This window comes from Nocardia sp. NPDC003963 (genome assembly GCF_053605105.1).
Window position 1 is genome coordinate 34,673 of sequence record NZ_JBSGIP010000041.1, and the last position, 15,233, is coordinate 49,905.

A 15,233-nucleotide genomic window follows, 5' to 3' on the forward strand; every position below is an offset into this window, starting at 1 on the left:
CGAGCTGTCCTGTCCTGGGCGTCGCGGCGCGGGAATATCGCCGGTCGTGATGATGTGCTGCTCCCCGTCCCCCTCCTACGTTATACACGATTCGCGGCTCTCATGAGGCGCCGAATTGTGGTCCATAATCGCCCCCGTACGCAGGAAACCACAGGTGAGGAGCGGAATGGTGTACGTGCTGGGCTTCCCGGAGATCGACCGGACACAGGTCGCGGTCGTCGGCGGCAAGGGCGCGAACCTCGGGGAACTGTCGCGGATCGCGGGTATCCGGGTGCCGGACGGTTTCTGCGTAACCACGGCCGCCTTCCAACGGGTCGTGGCCGACGCGCCGGCGATCGACGAGTTGCTCGACCGGCTGTCCCATCTCGAACCGGACGACCTGGAGACGATTCGCGTGCTGAGCGCGCAGATACGGCTGGCGATCGAGGAATCGGCCGTTCCCGGCGAGGTAGCGGCGGCGATCTCCGATTCGCTCACCCGGCTCGGGGAGCATGACGCCTGCGCCGTCCGATCGAGTGCGACGGCCGAGGACCTGCCCCATGCGTCCTTCGCCGGTCAGCAGGACACCTACCTGAACGTCGTGGGCCCCGACGCCGTGCTCCGGGACGTCCGCCGGTGCTGGGGTTCACTGTTCACCGAACGGGCCGTCGTCTACCGGCTGCGCAACGGCTTCGACCATCGCAAGGTACAGATGGGGGTGGTCGTACAGCGGATGGTGTTTCCGGACGCGGCCGGGATCCTGGTCACTGCGGACCCCGTCACATCCGACCGGAAGGTGGTGTCCGTGGACGCCGGCTTCGGACTCGGCGAGGCCCTCGTGTCCGGCCTGGTGAACGCGGATGTCTACCGGGTGCGCGGCGGCGCGATCACCGATAAGACCGTCGCCACCAAACGGGTCGCCGTCGTGCCCGCGCCGGCGGGCGGCACGCGTATCCGGGAGATCGCGGACGAGCGGCAGAACCAGCAGGTGCTGACCGATGGGCAGATCATGGACCTCGCGCGACTGGGCCGCCGCATCGAAGCGCATTTCGGCAGCCCGCAGGATATCGAATGGTGCCTGGTCGACGACGATTTCCGCATTGTGCAGAGTCGGCCGATCACCACCCTGTTCCCGATTCCCGAGGCCGCCGACGACGCGAACCGCGTCTACGTGTCCGTCGGCCACCAGCAGATGATGACCGACCCCATGAAGCCGCTGGGAATCTCGATATGGCAGCTGACCAGCCGGGCGCCCATGCGTCATTCGGGTGGTCGGCTGTTCGTCGATGTCACCGAACGTCTGTCGGCACCGGGGACGGCTGCAGCGGTGATCGAAGCGCTCGGCAAATCCGATCCGCTCATCGGGGATGCCCTGCGGACCGTGCTCGAGCGTGACGACTTCATCCGGCAGGGTCCGGACCCGGCACCCGCTGCGCCGTCGGCGGGTGGCGCCCCCGACCCGATCGAGACCGATCCGGCGATCGTCACCGAACTGATCGCGGAAAACCGGGCCTCCGTGGCCGCGTGCGAGCGTGCGATCGGGACCAGATCCGGTGCCGACCTGCTCGACTTCATCACGGCCGATATCCGTGAGATGCAGCGAATCCTGTTCGATCCGCGCAGCCACCAGGTGCTGATGGCGGGTATGGAGGCCACCTGGTGGCTCAACGAGCACCTCCAGGAGTGGCTGGGCGAGAAGAACGCGGCCGATACGCTCGCACAATCGGTGCCGCACAACATCACCGCGGAGATGGGCCTGGCGCTGCTGGACGTCGCCGACGTGATCCGGCCACACCCGGAGGTGGTGGCGTTCCTGCGGGGTGTCGGGGACGCGGGTGACGAAGGCAGGAGCTTCCTCGACGAGTTGCCGGCGGTGCCGGGCGGCCGCGAGGCAAGGGCGGCCATCGACGCCTATCTCGACGAATACGGTATGCGCTGCGCCGGCGAGATCGACCTCACGCGGCCGCGCTGGAGCGAACGTCCCGCCGCACTCGTGCCGACGATCCTCGGCAATATCGAGAGCTTCGGGCCGGGCGCGGCGCAGCGGCGCTTCGAGGACGGCCGACGTGAGTCGCGGCAGCAGGAAGAAGAACTGTTGACACGGCTTCGTGCCCTGCCGGAGGGGGAACGGAAAGCCGAGGAGACCGCGCGAATGATCGATCGCGTCCGTACCTTCTCCGGGTATCGGGAATACCCGAAGTACGGCATGGTCAGCCGCTACTTCGTGTACAAACAAGCATTGTTGCGCGAGGCCGGCCGCCTCGTGGCGGACCGGGTACTGAGCCGGCGCGAAGATATCTTCTACCTGACCTTCGACGAACTGGATCAGCTCGTACGCACCCGGCACCCGTATGCGGAACTCATCCGCGAGCGAAGGGCCGCATTCCGCTCGTATCGAGCGCTCACGCCGCCCCGGGTGCTCACTTCCGACGGCGAGGTCCTCACCGGAGCGTATCGGCGCACGGACCTGCCGGACGGCGCGCTGGCCGGAATGCCGGTGTCCACCGGGATCGTCGAAGGACGGGCCCGCGTCGTCTCGGATATGGCGCAGGCCGACCTCGGGACCGGCGACATCCTCGTCACGGCCTACACCGATCCGAGTTGGACTCCCCTGTTCGTCGCGATCAAGGGCCTGGTCACGGAAGTGGGTGGACTGATGACCCACGGTGCGGTGATCGCCCGGGAGTACGGCCTACCTGCCGTTGTCGGCGTCGAATACGCCACCCGGTCGATCCGCGACGGACAGTGGATCCGGGTGAACGGAACGGACGGATACGTCGAGATCCTGCCCCAACGGGACGAGTGAGATCCGGAGCCGACAGCCTCCTGGCCGGCAGGCGTGCTCCACGAACTCCGAATCGACTCCCGGAGAGACGAATTCACTCGGCCGTCGCGGCCTTCTCGGGGAGCGGGCTCGCCACCACCGAGTCGATCGCCACGGCTGCGACGGGGGCGGGGCCACCGGTATCGCTCGCCGCGGCAACGTCGTCGACCGGCGCCGGGGCAGCGGTCCCGGCTCGCGGCTTCCGCCCCCACAGCGGTCGGCGCGGACGGGCGACCAGAACACTGCTCAACGGCGTACGCAGGGCGATCTCGACCACCGCGAGGCTTACGGCCAACACGATCACGGTGAGCACCGTGGAGCGCAGATGCGGCACCGGATCGAGCAGCAGGTCCACCGGCAGCACCCGGTACACGACGTCGATCATCATCGGGTGCACCGCGAATACACCGAACGCGCGCAGCGCCCCGTAGCTCACCACCCGCGCGACCGGACCCGTACCGTCGCCCCGATGGTCGTTCCAGGCCATCCCGACCAGGTAGAGCAGGATCAGCGCGCCCACGAACAGCGGAAGGAACTGGGGATTCCATGCTGCGGAGGTACGCACCGGGTCGATACCCTCGGCGCTCACATCGCGCAGATGCCCGGCGATACCGTACGCGCAGCCCACGGCGGCCGCGCCGACGACCAGGGGCAGATTCGCGCGTATCCACGCGTCGGCACGCTCGAAATGAACTGCGAGCAGTGCGCCGATCACCGCGAACAGCGCGTACATCGGGATGGTATTCCACAGGTGGAGATAGGCGCTCCAGCCGAGCAACTCGGGAGCTCCGGGCCAGTCGAAGAACGCGAACATCGCCCATTGCACGGCGAGGGCGCCGATGAGCAGTTCGAGATGATGACCGGTCGTCCGGTCGATCAGCCATTGCAACGCGGGGAACAGCAGATAGATCTGCATCGAGATGAGCAGGAAGTACAGGTGGTACCGGCCGTCGCCGGTGAGGACGCTGTGTGCCGAGTCCCGGGCCAGATCCCGGGGCCCCGGCATCGGCGTGGAATCGTCCCACCAGAGCAGGAACACGGTGTAGAGCACCGACCACGCCAGATACGGTAGGACCACCTGGCCGAAGCGCCGCCGCCAGAAGGCCAGCGGAGAGACCTTCCGGCCCGAATAACCCAGGAACAGAACGAAAACGGTGATCGCGACGAACCCGTACCGGGTGGTGTGTGCCACGGTCGCCATCAGTCCGGTGCCGCCGGCCACGTCCGGGGTGGTGCCGTGCGTATGTGAGGCGACTACCAGTGTGAACAGGGCTACCCGCACAAAATCCGCGGTGTGATTGTAGGAACGGATCACCGGTGCAGTGGACGCCCCGGCTACATCCGCATGCGTCTTCGCCAGCGTGTCGACCACGAAAAAACCTTACCCATGCTTATGAGACCGGAACTGTTTACCGCACCCGGGCATCGGGCAGCAACCCGGTGTACCGCGTCGCCCTGCCGATCGAGGAACAGTGGGCGGGTCAGGCAGGCCGGAAGGCAGGGTTGAGCCGGATTCCCGCATCGATGTTCGTCGGGTCGTTCAGAACACCTTCACCTTGTCGACCGGAATCCCGCCCATGAATACGACTTCCTCGTCCAAGACCCAGTCGTAGTCCGGACCGAAATGGTCGTTCATATCCGTTGCCCCACGAGCATCTTCGACGACGTACACGAAACCGCTGCCCTCGCCCGACACGAATTTCGCCGCGATCTCGGGTTGTTCGGTGGTGTAGACGTAGTTCCGATCCGGAGGCCAGCGGGGACTACCGCCGGACTGAATCGTTGTGTTCTCGCCCCACGGCTGGAACCCTTCCGCGAACACGGTCTCCGCCGAGCGGGTGTCGCCACGGTAGACGGGCCGCGTATACGGCTCTCTGCTGCTGATCTCCGACAGCGACTCCAGCGGTTCGTCCAGCGCGCGGGCTTCGCGGCGGAGCTCATCCTGCCATTCCCACAGGGCCCGGGCTTGTTCGCGCGGCGCACGGTTCTGCTCGGCCAGATGGTCTCGCTTGATCGAAACCGCTCTGTCCCAGGTCCGGTCGGCCACCCATTTCCGGCCCGCGTCCGAGTGCGGGTCCATCGCGGCGGGCATTTCCCGTCGCCGGACGTAGTCGCGGATCTCCCGGTATCCGAGCCCGTAGTGTTCGAGTGCGGAACGCAGCGGGATCGACCCGAGCATCGGTGTGTCATCGGGTATTCCACCGAGCCGGGCGACCGACCGAGCCTCGACCGCCGCTACGATATCCATCCCGTCGCGCACGGTATCGCTCGTAGCGTGCATCTCCGTGCCTCGATGACGGGTGAACTTCCGGGCCGCACCGCCGAAGCGTGATTTCACCATCGTCATCAGGTCAGCGAGCCGACCGCTGGACAAAGCCGACCTCCATGGTCGGCCACCGGACCGGCAGTACAGATAGATCGTCGATCAGTACGTGGAGCGGGCGCGTCCCGGTGCGGCACCGTAAGGCGCCGGCAGTGGGCTCAGACCCGTTCCTCGGACCGCGTGCGCACGCGCAGCGCGATCGGCTTCTGGGTTTCCGCGAAGAAATCGTTGCCCTTGTCGTCCACCACGATGAACGCCGGGAAATCCTCGACTTCGATTTTCCAGACCGCCTCCATACCCAGTTCCGGGTATTCGAGGACCTCCACCGATTTGATGCAGTCCAGCGCGAGCCGGGCGGCGGGACCGCCGATGGAACCGAGGTAGAACCCGCCGTGCTCTTTGCACGCTTTGGTGACCTGGGCGGAGCGGTTGCCCTTGGCCAGCATCACGAACGACCCACCGGCCGCCTGGAACTGGTCGACATAGGAGTCCATCCGGCCCGCGGTGGTGGGCCCGAAGGAACCCGAGGCGTAACCGTCGGGGGTTTTGGCCGGACCCGCGTAGTAGACGGCCATATCGCGCAGGTACTGCGGCATCTCCTCGCCCGCGTCCAGCCGTTCCTTGATCTTGGCGTGCGCGATATCGCGGGCCACCACCAGCGGACCCGACAGCGAGAGCCGGGTCTTCACCGGGTACTTCGACAGTTCCGCGCGGATCTCGTCCATCGGCCGGTTCAGATCGACCTGCACCACATCGCCGCCGAGGATCGAATCGGTCTGCTCGGGCAGGTACTGCGCGGGTTCGCGCTCGAGCTGCTCCAGGAACACACCCTCGGGGGTGATCTTGGCAAGCGCCTGCCGGTCGGCGGAGCAGGATACCGCCAGGGCCACCGGGCAACTCGCGCCGTGCCGGGGCAGCCGCACCACGCGGACGTCGTGGCAGAAGTACTTACCACCGAACTGGGCACCGATCCCGAAGGACTGGGTCAGTGCGAAGACTTCCTGTTCGAGTTCGAGGTCGCGGAAGGCGTGCCCGCTCATCGACCCCTCGGTGGGCAGGTTGTCCAGGTAGTGCGCGGAGGCGTATTTGGCGGTTTTCAGCGCGAATTCGGCACTGGTACCGCCGATCACCACGGCGAGGTGGTAGGGCGGGCAGGCCGCGGTGCCCAGCGAACGGATCTTCTCGTCCAGGAACTCCAGCATCCGGGTGGGATTCAGAACGGCCTTGGTCTCCTGGTAGAGGAACGACTTGTTGGCCGAACCACCACCCTTGGCCATGTACAGGAACTTGTAGGACGGTGTCGCGGGATCGCCGGGCGCGGAGTACAGCTCGATCTGGGCCGGCAGATTCGATCCGGTGTTCTTCTCGTCCCACATGGTGATGGGCGCGAGCTGGGAGTACCGCAGGTTCAGCTTCGTATAGGCGTCGAATACGCCGCGGCTGATCCATTCGGCGTCGTCGACGCCGGTGAGCACACCTTCGGATTTCTTGCCCATCACGATGGCGGTACCGGTGTCCTGGCACATGGGCAGAATGCCACCGGCGGAGATATTGACGTTCTTCAGCAGATCCAGCGCGACGAAACGGTCGTTTCCGCTGGCCTCGGGATCGTCGATGATATTGCGCAGCTGGGACAGATGCGCGGGCCGCAGGTAGTGACTGATGTCGTGCATCGCCTCGGCGGTCAGCATCCGCAGGACCTCCGGATCGACCTGGAGGAAGGTCCGGCCGCCGGATTCGAAGGTGCTGACGCCCTCGGTGGTGAGCAGCCGGTACGAAGTGTCGTCGGCGCCGATCGGGAGCAGGTCTGAATAACGGAACTCGGGCGCGGTCACCGATCGCACTCCTTTGGAGGTGGGCTGCGGGTCGAACACGGCGCAGCCGCCGGTGAAGGCCACTGCGTCGGGGGTCTGGCACAGCGAGCGTAGCGACCGGCGGCCGCCCCACCTGGAGTTAGGCAAACCTAAATCGTAACCCGGCGCTCGCGCGTACGGGTGAGTCGGCGAATCCGCGCCGGCCGGCCCGGGGCGACGCGGGCCGGCACCGCGGGGAAAGCGGTGGTCGAACCACCGCCTCCGAACGGACCCGGCCGCCCCGGCGCCCGACCGTGACCGCGCTACACCGCGTCGGCGGCGGAATCGGGTACCCGCAGCTGTGCCGACGCGTCGACGCCCAGCCGCCGCTCGAAACCCTCGGGGATCACGATGTCGGACCGGTCCAGCTCGGTGACCGCGGTCCGGCGCAGTCCGAGCAGCGCGGAATCGATCCCGCCGCGCAGGATGTCCAGGACGTTCTCCACCCCGGCCTGCCCGTTCGCCGCCAGACCCCACAGGTACGCGCGGCCGATCATCACCGCCCGCGCGCCGAGCGCCACGGCCTTGACCACATCGCTGCCGCGGCGGATACCACCGTCGAGCAGGATTTCGATCTCGTGGCCCACCGCGTCCGCCACCACCGGGAGCGCCCGGATCGAGGCCGGGGTGCCGTCGAGGTTGTTGCCACCGTGGTTCGACACCGAGATGGCGGCGACACCGGCATCCACCGCGCGCCGCGCGTCGTCCACCCGCATCACGCCCTTGAGCATCACCGGCCCGTCCCACTGCGCGCAGACCCAGGCCACATCCGCCCAGTCCGGCGGCGGCGTACCCATCCACTCACCGTAGGCACCGAAGAATCCCGGTGCCGGTGCCTCACCCAGCGCCATATTGGGCGCGGTGAGATCGGGCAGCGAACCCGACTTCAGATATGTGGTCAGCCAGCGCGGTTTCGTCACCACCTGCGGCGCGAAACTCGCCATCGTCTTCAGATCCAGCTTCTCCGGGATCGTCGGGCTGCCCCAGTCACGACCGTGCGAGAACGACCAGTCGAGAGTGAGGATCAACCCCACCGCGCCCGCGGCCCTGGCCCGCGCCATCCGGCCGGCGATATCGTCTTTGCTTCCGCACCAGTACAGCTGGAAGAACGTGGACGGGTTGGCGGCGACGACCTCCTCCACGGGTTTGCTCGCGAACGAGGAGAGCCCCATCGCGGTCCCGCGGGCCGCGGCGGCACGGGCCACGGCGACCTCACCGTCGGGATGTACGGCCTGGACGCCGGTGGGCGAGATGATCACCGGCATGGAGATCTGCTGGCCCAGCACGGTGGTGGACTGGTCGCGTTCGCCGATCGGTCCGGCGACATGGGGGGCGAAACCGAGTTCGCCGAAGGCGGCCTGGTTGTCGTCGATGGTCAGACCGCGTTCGGATCCGGCGACCAGCGCGCCGTAGACGGATTTCGGCAGCCGTTTCTTCGCGCGCCGATGCGCTTCGGCGACGGTTTCGAACCACGGATTCATGGTCGGATCCTTTCCCTTGGTTCCGGCCACCACTGCCGGATCTGTTCGGACAACTGGGAGATGAGGTACTCGAGCAGCCGGGCCCCTTCGGCGGCGGTGGCACCGACGGGATCGCCGAGGATCCCGTTGCCGCTGACCGCGCGTACTCCGCCGGCCCGCAGTTCCGGCAAGATCTCGGCCAGCGGGCGGGTATTTCCCGGTTCCACGCGCCCGGTGCGCACCCGCTCCGGCGAGAGCGCGAGCTGGAGGGAGGTTTCGGTGCGGCCCGCGTGCGCGTCGCCGTCGTAGCGCGGCAGGTAGAGGCGGATATCGCGGGATTCGCCGCGCAACCGGGTGACCGCGCGGCGCAGCGGCTCCACATTGCCACCGTGACCGTTGACCAGGACGACGCGCTCGAAGGTATCGGTGGCCGACCGGCACAGTTCGACGATCACCAGTTCGAGCGCCGCCTGGCCGATCGAGAGGGTCCCCGGGAAACCGGCGTGCTCGCCGCTGGCGCCGTAGGCGAGGGCCGGAGCCACCACCACCTCCGGGGACCGGGCGGCCAACCCGGCGGACAGTGCGACGGCGAGGTCGGTATCGGTCGACAACGGCAGCTGCGGACCGTGCTGTTCGGTCGACCCCACCGGTACCGCCAGCACCGGACGGGCCGCCCGGAGGGCACCCACTTCGGGCCATGTGAGGTCCGCCACCATCATGCGGCGACATTAACGTCAGCGACTGACATAATCAAGGGACCGGGTCTCCCGGATCCCTCGCGTGGGCGTGGCGGGCACGCGTCCGCGGGACAGTAAAGGGGCCCCGAACCACACGGCGCCGGAGGCGGCGCCAAAATTACAGCGTGACGGCACAGCATTCCCGGGGCCGGCCCCGCGGAACCACCAAGCGCGAACTCGAACTGATCGCCATGCGGTTGTTCAGTGAGCAGGGTTTCGACGAGACCACCGTCGAACAGATCGCGACCGCCGCGGGGATCAGTGGGCGGACCTTCTTCCGCTACTTCCCGGGCAAGGCGGAAGTGCTCTGGTATTCGTTCGACGACGAGGTGACCGCGTTACGGGCCGCTTTCGCGACCGTGCCCGACGCCGAGCCGATGATGGCGGCGGTGCGCCGGGTGGTGGTGAACGCCAACCGGTACCGCGCCGAGGATGTCCCGGAACTCCGGATCCGGATGAAACTCGTGGCCTCGGTACCGGCCCTGGCCGCCACCGCCGGCACCCACTACGACGCGTGGGAACGTGCCGTCGGCGAATTCGCGGCCTCCCGGCTGGGCGAGCCCACCGACACCCTCATCCCGATGGCAGTCGGACGGTCCACCCTGGCCGCCGCCCGCGCCGCCTTCGATGCCTGGCTGGCCCGCGCCGACGCCGATCTGACCGTTTACCTGGACCGCGCGCTGGCGGCACTGGAGCGGGGTTTCGCCACCTCGGACGCGAATCAGGTCACATCCGCCCCATGAACTGGACCAGGAGGTTTCACCGGCGGCGGCGGAGGGGTATGACTAGGCTCGGTATCGGCACGACCGCCGAAGTAACTACGATGTACCGGACCGCCGTCGAAAGGGGCACAAGTCACATGTCCGAGGTGTCCACGAGCTTTTCGGCGGACTCACTGGCCCGGCCCGTCGACAAACTGTTGCCACAGCTCGTCGAACATCTGCGGCAGAACCGCACCGCACTCCGCGAAGAATGGGCTCGGCGCATCAGCGAGGCGCGGCTGCTCACCGCGATGACGCCGGAGGAGGTCTTCTCCGAAGCGACCTCCACCTACGACTACTACGTGGAAGTGCTGGAGACCGGCAGTGTCGAAGCGCTGCAGGCCTACGCGCGCGACCTCTCGGAGCGCATCATCCCGAGAGGAGTCGAAACCGACGAGATCCTCGGCATGGTGCTGCTGTTGCGGGATGTGCTGGCCCGTTCACTGTTCGAGAAGTATCAGTCCAATTTCGAGTTACTCAACGCCGTCCTCGATGCCTACGAACCCGCGGCGAACCGGATCGCCAACACCGTGGGTGTTTCCTTCGTCCAGGAGCGCGAGCGCGTCATCCGGCAGCAGCAGGAAGCGATCCGCGAGCTGTCCACGCCGGTGCTCCAGGTCCGCGAACAACTGCTGATCCTGCCCATGATCGGGGTGCTGGACAGCCAGCGGGCCCGCCAGCTCACCGAACAGTTGCTGCGGGCGATACGGAACAACCGCGCCAAGGTCGTCGTCATCGATATAACCGGTGTACCCGATATCGACTCCACCGTGGCGAACCACCTGGTGCAGACCGTGGACGCCTCCGGATTGATGGGCGCGAGCGTCATCATGACCGGCTTGTCCTCCGATATCGCGCTGACGCTGGTGACCATCGGCCTGGACCTGTCGAAGGTGAACGCGGTCGGCGACCTGCAGGGCGGTATCGAAGAAGCGGAACGGTTGCTGGGCTACGAAGTATCCCGCGCGACCGATCGCAACGAACGCGATTCGCGTTAAGCCGGAACAGATATGCCGGTACCGATCCTCAAACAGGGTACGTATCTGATCGCATCGGTGCAGTCGGCGCTGACCGACGCCGATACCGAGCGACTACAGGACGACTTGATGAACCAGGTCAGCAAGTATCGTGCACAAGGCATCATTGTGGACGTTACTGCTATCGACGTAATGGATTCCTTTGCCGCCAGATCATTACGGACCATCGCCCATATGACGCAGCTGCGTGGCGCCGAAACCGTTATCGTCGGACTGCAGCCCGAGGTCGCCTTCGCTATGGTGCAACTCGGCCTCACCTTCGAGGATATGCACACTGCTCTGGACCTCGAGGAGGGCTTGGCTTGGCTGAACCGAAAGGCTTCGGCCCGGCACCAACGCCGGGATGGTCGTGGCAGTGGCCGCTGACCAGGTGGTAATCGCGGTGACGATGTCCAACGACATCGTGACCGCGCGTCAGGCCGGGCGGGACCTCGCGGAGGAGCTCGGCTTCACGCTCACCGACCGAACCATGATCTCCACCGCGATCTCCGAGGTCGCGCGGAATATCACCAGTTACGCCAACAGCGGCGAAATCCGACTGCAAGTAGCCGAGCGCGACGGCCGTCGCGCTCTCGTCGTCCAGGCCAAGGACCAGGGTCCGGGGATCATCGATATCGCCCGCGCCATGGAAGACGGTTATTCGACCGGTCTGGGTCTGGGCCTGGGACTGCCCGGAGCGAAACGACTGATGGACGGTATGGCCATCGAATCCGCTCCCGGCCGGGGCACATTGGTGGAGATGTGGAAGTGGGTACCCCACGGTGCATGAGGACGGGTTCATCGGCCGGATCGAATGGGCGATGGCCGGCCGCGCCCTCCCTGGACAGGAGGTGTCCGGAGACCGCTGTCTCGTCCTCGACATCGGTACCGGGACTGTGTTGTTCGCGGTACTCGACGGACTCGGCCACGGCGCGGCGGCGGCCGCCGCGGTGGACCGGGCGGCCCGGGTGCTCGCCGAGAACCGGGCCGAACCGCTGGATGTCCTGATGGTGCTGTGTCATCGCGCCATGGCCGATACTCGCGGTGCCGCGGTCACCCTGGCTCTGTTCGGCGCGGAGGAAACGCAGTGGCTCAGTGTGGGCAATGTCGAATCGCATATCCTCACCGCGAGTCCCACCGGCCCCCAGGTCAGTGCCAGTGTCCTGCAGAGCGGGGGGATCGTGGGATATCGGCTGCCGTCGCTGCTGCAACCGCAGACGGTGCCGGTCCGGCCGGGCGATCTGCTGCTGATGTCCACCGACGGGGTGGAGGTGGAACCCGGGCACGGTGTGGACCTCGCGAAATCGACCGCGGAGATCGTGCAGGATCTGCTGGACCGGCACGCCAAGGACACCGACGATGCCCTGGTGCTCGCGGCCAGAGTGCGCGGCGTCGCGAACGGAACCCCCCAGCGGGAAGTGTCGTCGTGATCCGGCAGGGCCGGCGATGAGCACCGTGCTCACGGCCTTCCTCGACGCCTACGCCGACGCATTGCGCCGCCACCTCGCCGCGCCCGAGGGCGACGGCCTGGCCGAGGGGCACGAACTGGGCCGCCGCGCCCTGGTCGAGGGCATCAGCCTGCTCGACCTCACCGAGCATCACTTCCGCGTGGTGAAACAGGTGCAGGCCGAGACCGGCGCCACGGTCCCGGCCGCGCCACCGGACAGTGCTCTCCCCGAGCATCCACTCGCCGAGGACGCGCTGGAATTCCTGCTGCAGACGTTGATCACGCTGGACGTCGCGACCCGCGGCTACCTCGACGGCACCCGCCGGTACGAACAGCAGCGATCCCGCGCCGACGATCTCGCCGGCCGCGACGAATTCCGCACCGCGCTGGTCGAATCGCTCCAGGACGGCTTCTTCGTCGCCGACGCTCGCGGCACCATCATCGAAGTGAACAAGGCGTTCGGCGAGCTCACCGGTTACGGCGCGGCGGCGGTGCCCTATCCGCTGCCGCATCCGTGGTCGATCCCGGAGGGCCCCCGCTATCCGGATCTGGGTACCGAGGCGTCCCGTTTCGTGGTCCCGGTCCAGCACCGCGACGGTCGCCGCCGCTGGATCGCGGTGAGTACCAGCGCACTGGTGAAACCCGACGGCGAGGAACATATCTTCGTCGGCACCGTCCGCGACGTCACCGCCGAACACGACGCACAGGCCCGCGATCAGGCCGCCAACCGGCTGGCCACCGCACTGGCCGCGGCGACGACGGTCGCCGAGGTGCTCGAGGTGGGGCTGGACGAGTTGCGGCGCACGGTGGGCGCGGAGACCGCGGTGGTGGCGGTATGGGCCGGCCTCACCGCGCCCGAGGTCTACATTTCCGGTACTCCGCCGGTCGCCGCGGCGGAGGCCGGGCTCGATCCCGCGACGGAGGCCGTTCTGGAACGCGCGCGCGTACGGCCCGGCCGCACGCTCATCGCTGTTCCCGAGGGCGCGGGCAGCGCGCAGGGCATCGTCGCGCCGCTCGGCGAGAAGAGCGATGCGGCGCTCTGGCTGCGCTTCGCCGTACCGCGCGTCGTCGACGCCGCCGACTGGACCCTGTTCTCGCTGCTCATCGGGCATCTCAGCCTGGCGGTCCAGCGGGCCCGCAACTTCGATCAGGCACGTTCCACTTCACTCACCCTGCAACGCGCCATGCTCGGTCCCATCGAGCTCCCGCCGCGGTTCTCGGTGCACTACGAACCGGCCCTGCCGCCGCTCGAGATCGGTGGCGACTGGTACGACGTGGTACCACTACCCAACGGCACCATCGGGGTGGTGGTCGGCGATTGTGTGGGCCGTGGCCTGTCGGCGGCCGTGGTGATGGGTCAGTTGCGCACGGCGGCCCGCGCGCTGCTGTTGCGCGGTGCCGGACCGGCCCAGCTGCTCACCGAACTCGACCCGGTGGCGGCGCGGATCCCCGGTGCCCTCTGCACCACCGTATGCGCGGCGGTCCTGGATCCGGTGCGCGGGCTGGTGCGCTACAGCAACGCGGGCCATATGCCGCCCATCCTGGCCGATGTGGACAAGGCCGGGCGCATGCTGGAGGGCGGCCGGTCGGTACCGCTGGCCACGTTCGAGACCGCCCGCCGGCCGGAGGCGACCACTCCGCTGCCGCCCGGCGCGACACTCGTGCTGTTCACCGACGGCCTGGTGGAACGCCGCGGTGAGGATATCGACGAGGGGTTCGCGAAGATCGCCGCCATCCTGGCCGATACCGCCGAGAAACTACCCCGTCAGGTCGCCGATTCGGTGCTCTCGGCACTGCGGCCCGACGGCGGCTACGACGACGATATCGCCATGGTGGTCTACCGGCAGCCGCCCGCCCCGCTGCGCCTGGATGTACCGGCCCGGCCGGACCGGCTGGCCATGCTGCGCCGTACCCTGACAGCGTGGCTGTCGTCCGCGGCGGTACCGCACCACCTGACCTCGGACCTGGTCGCCGCCACCAACGAGGCGTGCAGCAACAGTATCGAGCACGCCTACCAGAACGGTGGCGGCGATACCGAACGGGTCGTGCTCACCGCCGAATGTGTCGGCGACCGGGTGGTCATCGAAACCACCGATACCGGGACCTGGCGTCCGCGTCCGGCCGATCCGGGGCCGCGTGGCCGCGGGATCGATATGATGCGGGCACTGACCGAAGAACTCGAGATAGATCACGACCTGGGGCCCGGAACCCGGGTACGGATGTCGGTGACACTTCCGGCGATCACGTTCCCGGTGGCCAGCGCCCTGCGCGGGACGGCGAACCGGTCCGGCGGGGATACGATGCAGCGAGATCGAGAGACTCATGGCAGATTGTGAAGATGTGACCAATACTCCTCCAGACGCGAATCTCACGGATACGATGACGACCTCGATCGCCGACCACGACGGGGTCACCGTGCTCACGGTTACCGGGGAGGTCGACCTCGCGACGGCCCCCGCCCTGGAGACCGCGATCGATGCGGCTCTCGACGCCGGCCCGGCCGGCCTGGTCGTCGATCTGGTCGCGGTGAGCTTCCTGGCGTCGGCCGGGATGGCCGCGCTGGTCGCCGCGCATCAGCGGGCCGGCGACAAGACCACGATCGCCCTCGTGGCCGACGGGCCGGCCACCAGCCGTCAGCTGAAGATGACGGCCCTGGACCAGGTCTTCGCCCTGCACACCACCCTGGATGCCGCACTGGCGAGTTTCCGGGCGGGCTGAGCAGCTACCCGAGCACCCGAGAATCGGGCCGGGCCACACACGGGACTCCGCGGAATGTCTTGGTGATCGGGTTGGTGCAGTAGTCGTCCGCCGGCGCCCGGCAGCAGGGACACGG

The 15,233-nt window shown here is 67.6% G+C and carries 13 protein-coding genes; 8 read left to right on the top strand and 5 right to left on the bottom strand.

All coding sequences use genetic code 11. The annotated features are described in order from the left end of the window. Positions 1 to 166: 166 nt before the first annotated feature. A complete protein-coding gene (rph, locus tag ACWEWT_RS32440) occupies positions 167 to 2,785 on the top strand; it encodes a rifamycin-inactivating phosphotransferase (protein ID WP_452564661.1) in 2,619 nt (872 codons plus the stop codon). A 73-nt stretch (positions 2,786 to 2,858) separates the two neighbouring features. Here the strand turns inward: rph and ACWEWT_RS32445 are convergent, their stop codons facing one another. From ACWEWT_RS32445 to mftE, 5 genes are all read right to left on the bottom strand, one after another. Continuing rightward, positions 2,859 to 4,175 carry an acyltransferase gene (locus ACWEWT_RS32445; RefSeq protein ID WP_452564662.1) on the bottom strand — a complete coding sequence of 439 codons (1,317 nt, stop codon included), beginning with the start codon at positions 4,173 to 4,175 and terminating at the stop codon, positions 2,859 to 2,861. Between the two features lie 168 nt (positions 4,176 to 4,343). Then, complete coding sequence (locus ACWEWT_RS32450; RefSeq protein ID WP_452564663.1) at positions 4,344 to 5,177, bottom strand: scabin-related ADP-ribosyltransferase; 834 nt, start codon at positions 5,175 to 5,177, stop codon at positions 4,344 to 4,346. Positions 5,178 to 5,284: 107 nt separating this feature from the next. After that, the gene (locus ACWEWT_RS32455) at positions 5,285 to 6,961 is read right to left on the bottom strand and encodes a fumarate hydratase (RefSeq protein ID WP_452564671.1); all 1,677 of its coding nucleotides are present in this window, start codon (positions 6,959 to 6,961) and stop codon (positions 5,285 to 5,287) included. Between the two features lie 281 nt (positions 6,962 to 7,242). Next, positions 7,243 to 8,460 (bottom strand): pre-mycofactocin synthase MftD, encoded by a 1,218-nt coding sequence (gene mftD / locus ACWEWT_RS32460; RefSeq protein WP_452564664.1) that lies wholly within the window; start codon positions 8,458 to 8,460, stop codon positions 7,243 to 7,245. Beyond that, entirely contained in the window at positions 8,457 to 9,155 is a 699-nt protein-coding gene (gene mftE, locus ACWEWT_RS32465; protein ID WP_452564672.1) for a mycofactocin biosynthesis peptidyl-dipeptidase MftE, read from the bottom strand. The genes mftD and mftE overlap by 4 nt, the downstream gene beginning before the upstream one ends. A gap of 146 nt (positions 9,156 to 9,301) precedes the next feature. On the opposite strand from mftE, the gene mftR reads away from it, so the two are divergent. From mftR to ACWEWT_RS32500, 7 genes are all read left to right on the top strand, one after another. Beyond that, positions 9,302 to 9,919, top strand: a complete 618-nt coding sequence (mftR, locus tag ACWEWT_RS32470; protein WP_452564665.1) for a mycofactocin system transcriptional regulator — start codon at positions 9,302 to 9,304, stop codon at positions 9,917 to 9,919. A 116-nt stretch (positions 9,920 to 10,035) separates the two neighbouring features. After that, positions 10,036 to 10,935, top strand: a complete 900-nt coding sequence (locus tag ACWEWT_RS32475) for an STAS domain-containing protein (RefSeq protein WP_058855554.1) — start codon at positions 10,036 to 10,038, stop codon at positions 10,933 to 10,935. Between the two features lie 12 nt (positions 10,936 to 10,947). After that, the gene (locus tag ACWEWT_RS32480; RefSeq protein WP_058855553.1) at positions 10,948 to 11,340 is read left to right on the top strand and encodes an STAS domain-containing protein; all 393 of its coding nucleotides are present in this window, start codon (positions 10,948 to 10,950) and stop codon (positions 11,338 to 11,340) included. Next, positions 11,330 to 11,743, top strand: a complete 414-nt coding sequence (locus ACWEWT_RS32485; RefSeq protein WP_452564666.1) for an anti-sigma regulatory factor — start codon at positions 11,330 to 11,332, stop codon at positions 11,741 to 11,743. Before ACWEWT_RS32480 ends, ACWEWT_RS32485 begins: the two co-directional genes overlap by 11 nt. Beyond that, a complete protein-coding gene (locus tag ACWEWT_RS32490) occupies positions 11,736 to 12,383 on the top strand; it encodes a SpoIIE family protein phosphatase (protein ID WP_452564667.1) in 648 nt (215 codons plus the stop codon). The genes ACWEWT_RS32485 and ACWEWT_RS32490 overlap by 8 nt, the downstream gene beginning before the upstream one ends. A 16-nt stretch (positions 12,384 to 12,399) precedes the next feature. Next, on the top strand, positions 12,400 to 14,736 hold the full coding sequence (locus ACWEWT_RS32495; protein WP_452564668.1) for a SpoIIE family protein phosphatase: 2,337 nt from the start codon (positions 12,400 to 12,402) through the stop codon (positions 14,734 to 14,736). 43 nt (positions 14,737 to 14,779) lie between these two features. Further along, the gene (locus ACWEWT_RS32500; protein ID WP_452564669.1) at positions 14,780 to 15,118 is read left to right on the top strand and encodes an STAS domain-containing protein; all 339 of its coding nucleotides are present in this window, start codon (positions 14,780 to 14,782) and stop codon (positions 15,116 to 15,118) included. Positions 15,119 to 15,233 lie beyond the last annotated feature (115 nt).

Excerpts from the sequence above, each read along its gene's own strand:
- mftE (WP_452564672.1), bottom strand. The coding sequence starts at position 9,155 with ATGGTGGCGGACCTCACATGGCCCGAAGTGGGTGCCCTCCGGGCGGCC.
- ACWEWT_RS32480 (WP_058855553.1), top strand. The coding sequence starts at position 10,948 with ATGCCGGTACCGATCCTCAAACAGGGTACGTATCTGATCGCATCGGTG.
- ACWEWT_RS32475 (WP_058855554.1), top strand. The coding sequence starts at position 10,036 with ATGTCCGAGGTGTCCACGAGCTTTTCGGCGGACTCACTGGCCCGGCCC.
- ACWEWT_RS32500 (WP_452564669.1), top strand. The coding sequence starts at position 14,780 with ATGACGACCTCGATCGCCGACCACGACGGGGTCACCGTGCTCACGGTT.
- mftD (WP_452564664.1), bottom strand. The coding sequence starts at position 8,460 with ATGAATCCGTGGTTCGAAACCGTCGCCGAAGCGCATCGGCGCGCGAAG.
- ACWEWT_RS32495 (WP_452564668.1), top strand. The coding sequence starts at position 12,400 with ATGAGCACCGTGCTCACGGCCTTCCTCGACGCCTACGCCGACGCATTG.
- rph (WP_452564661.1), top strand. The coding sequence starts at position 167 with ATGGTGTACGTGCTGGGCTTCCCGGAGATCGACCGGACACAGGTCGCG.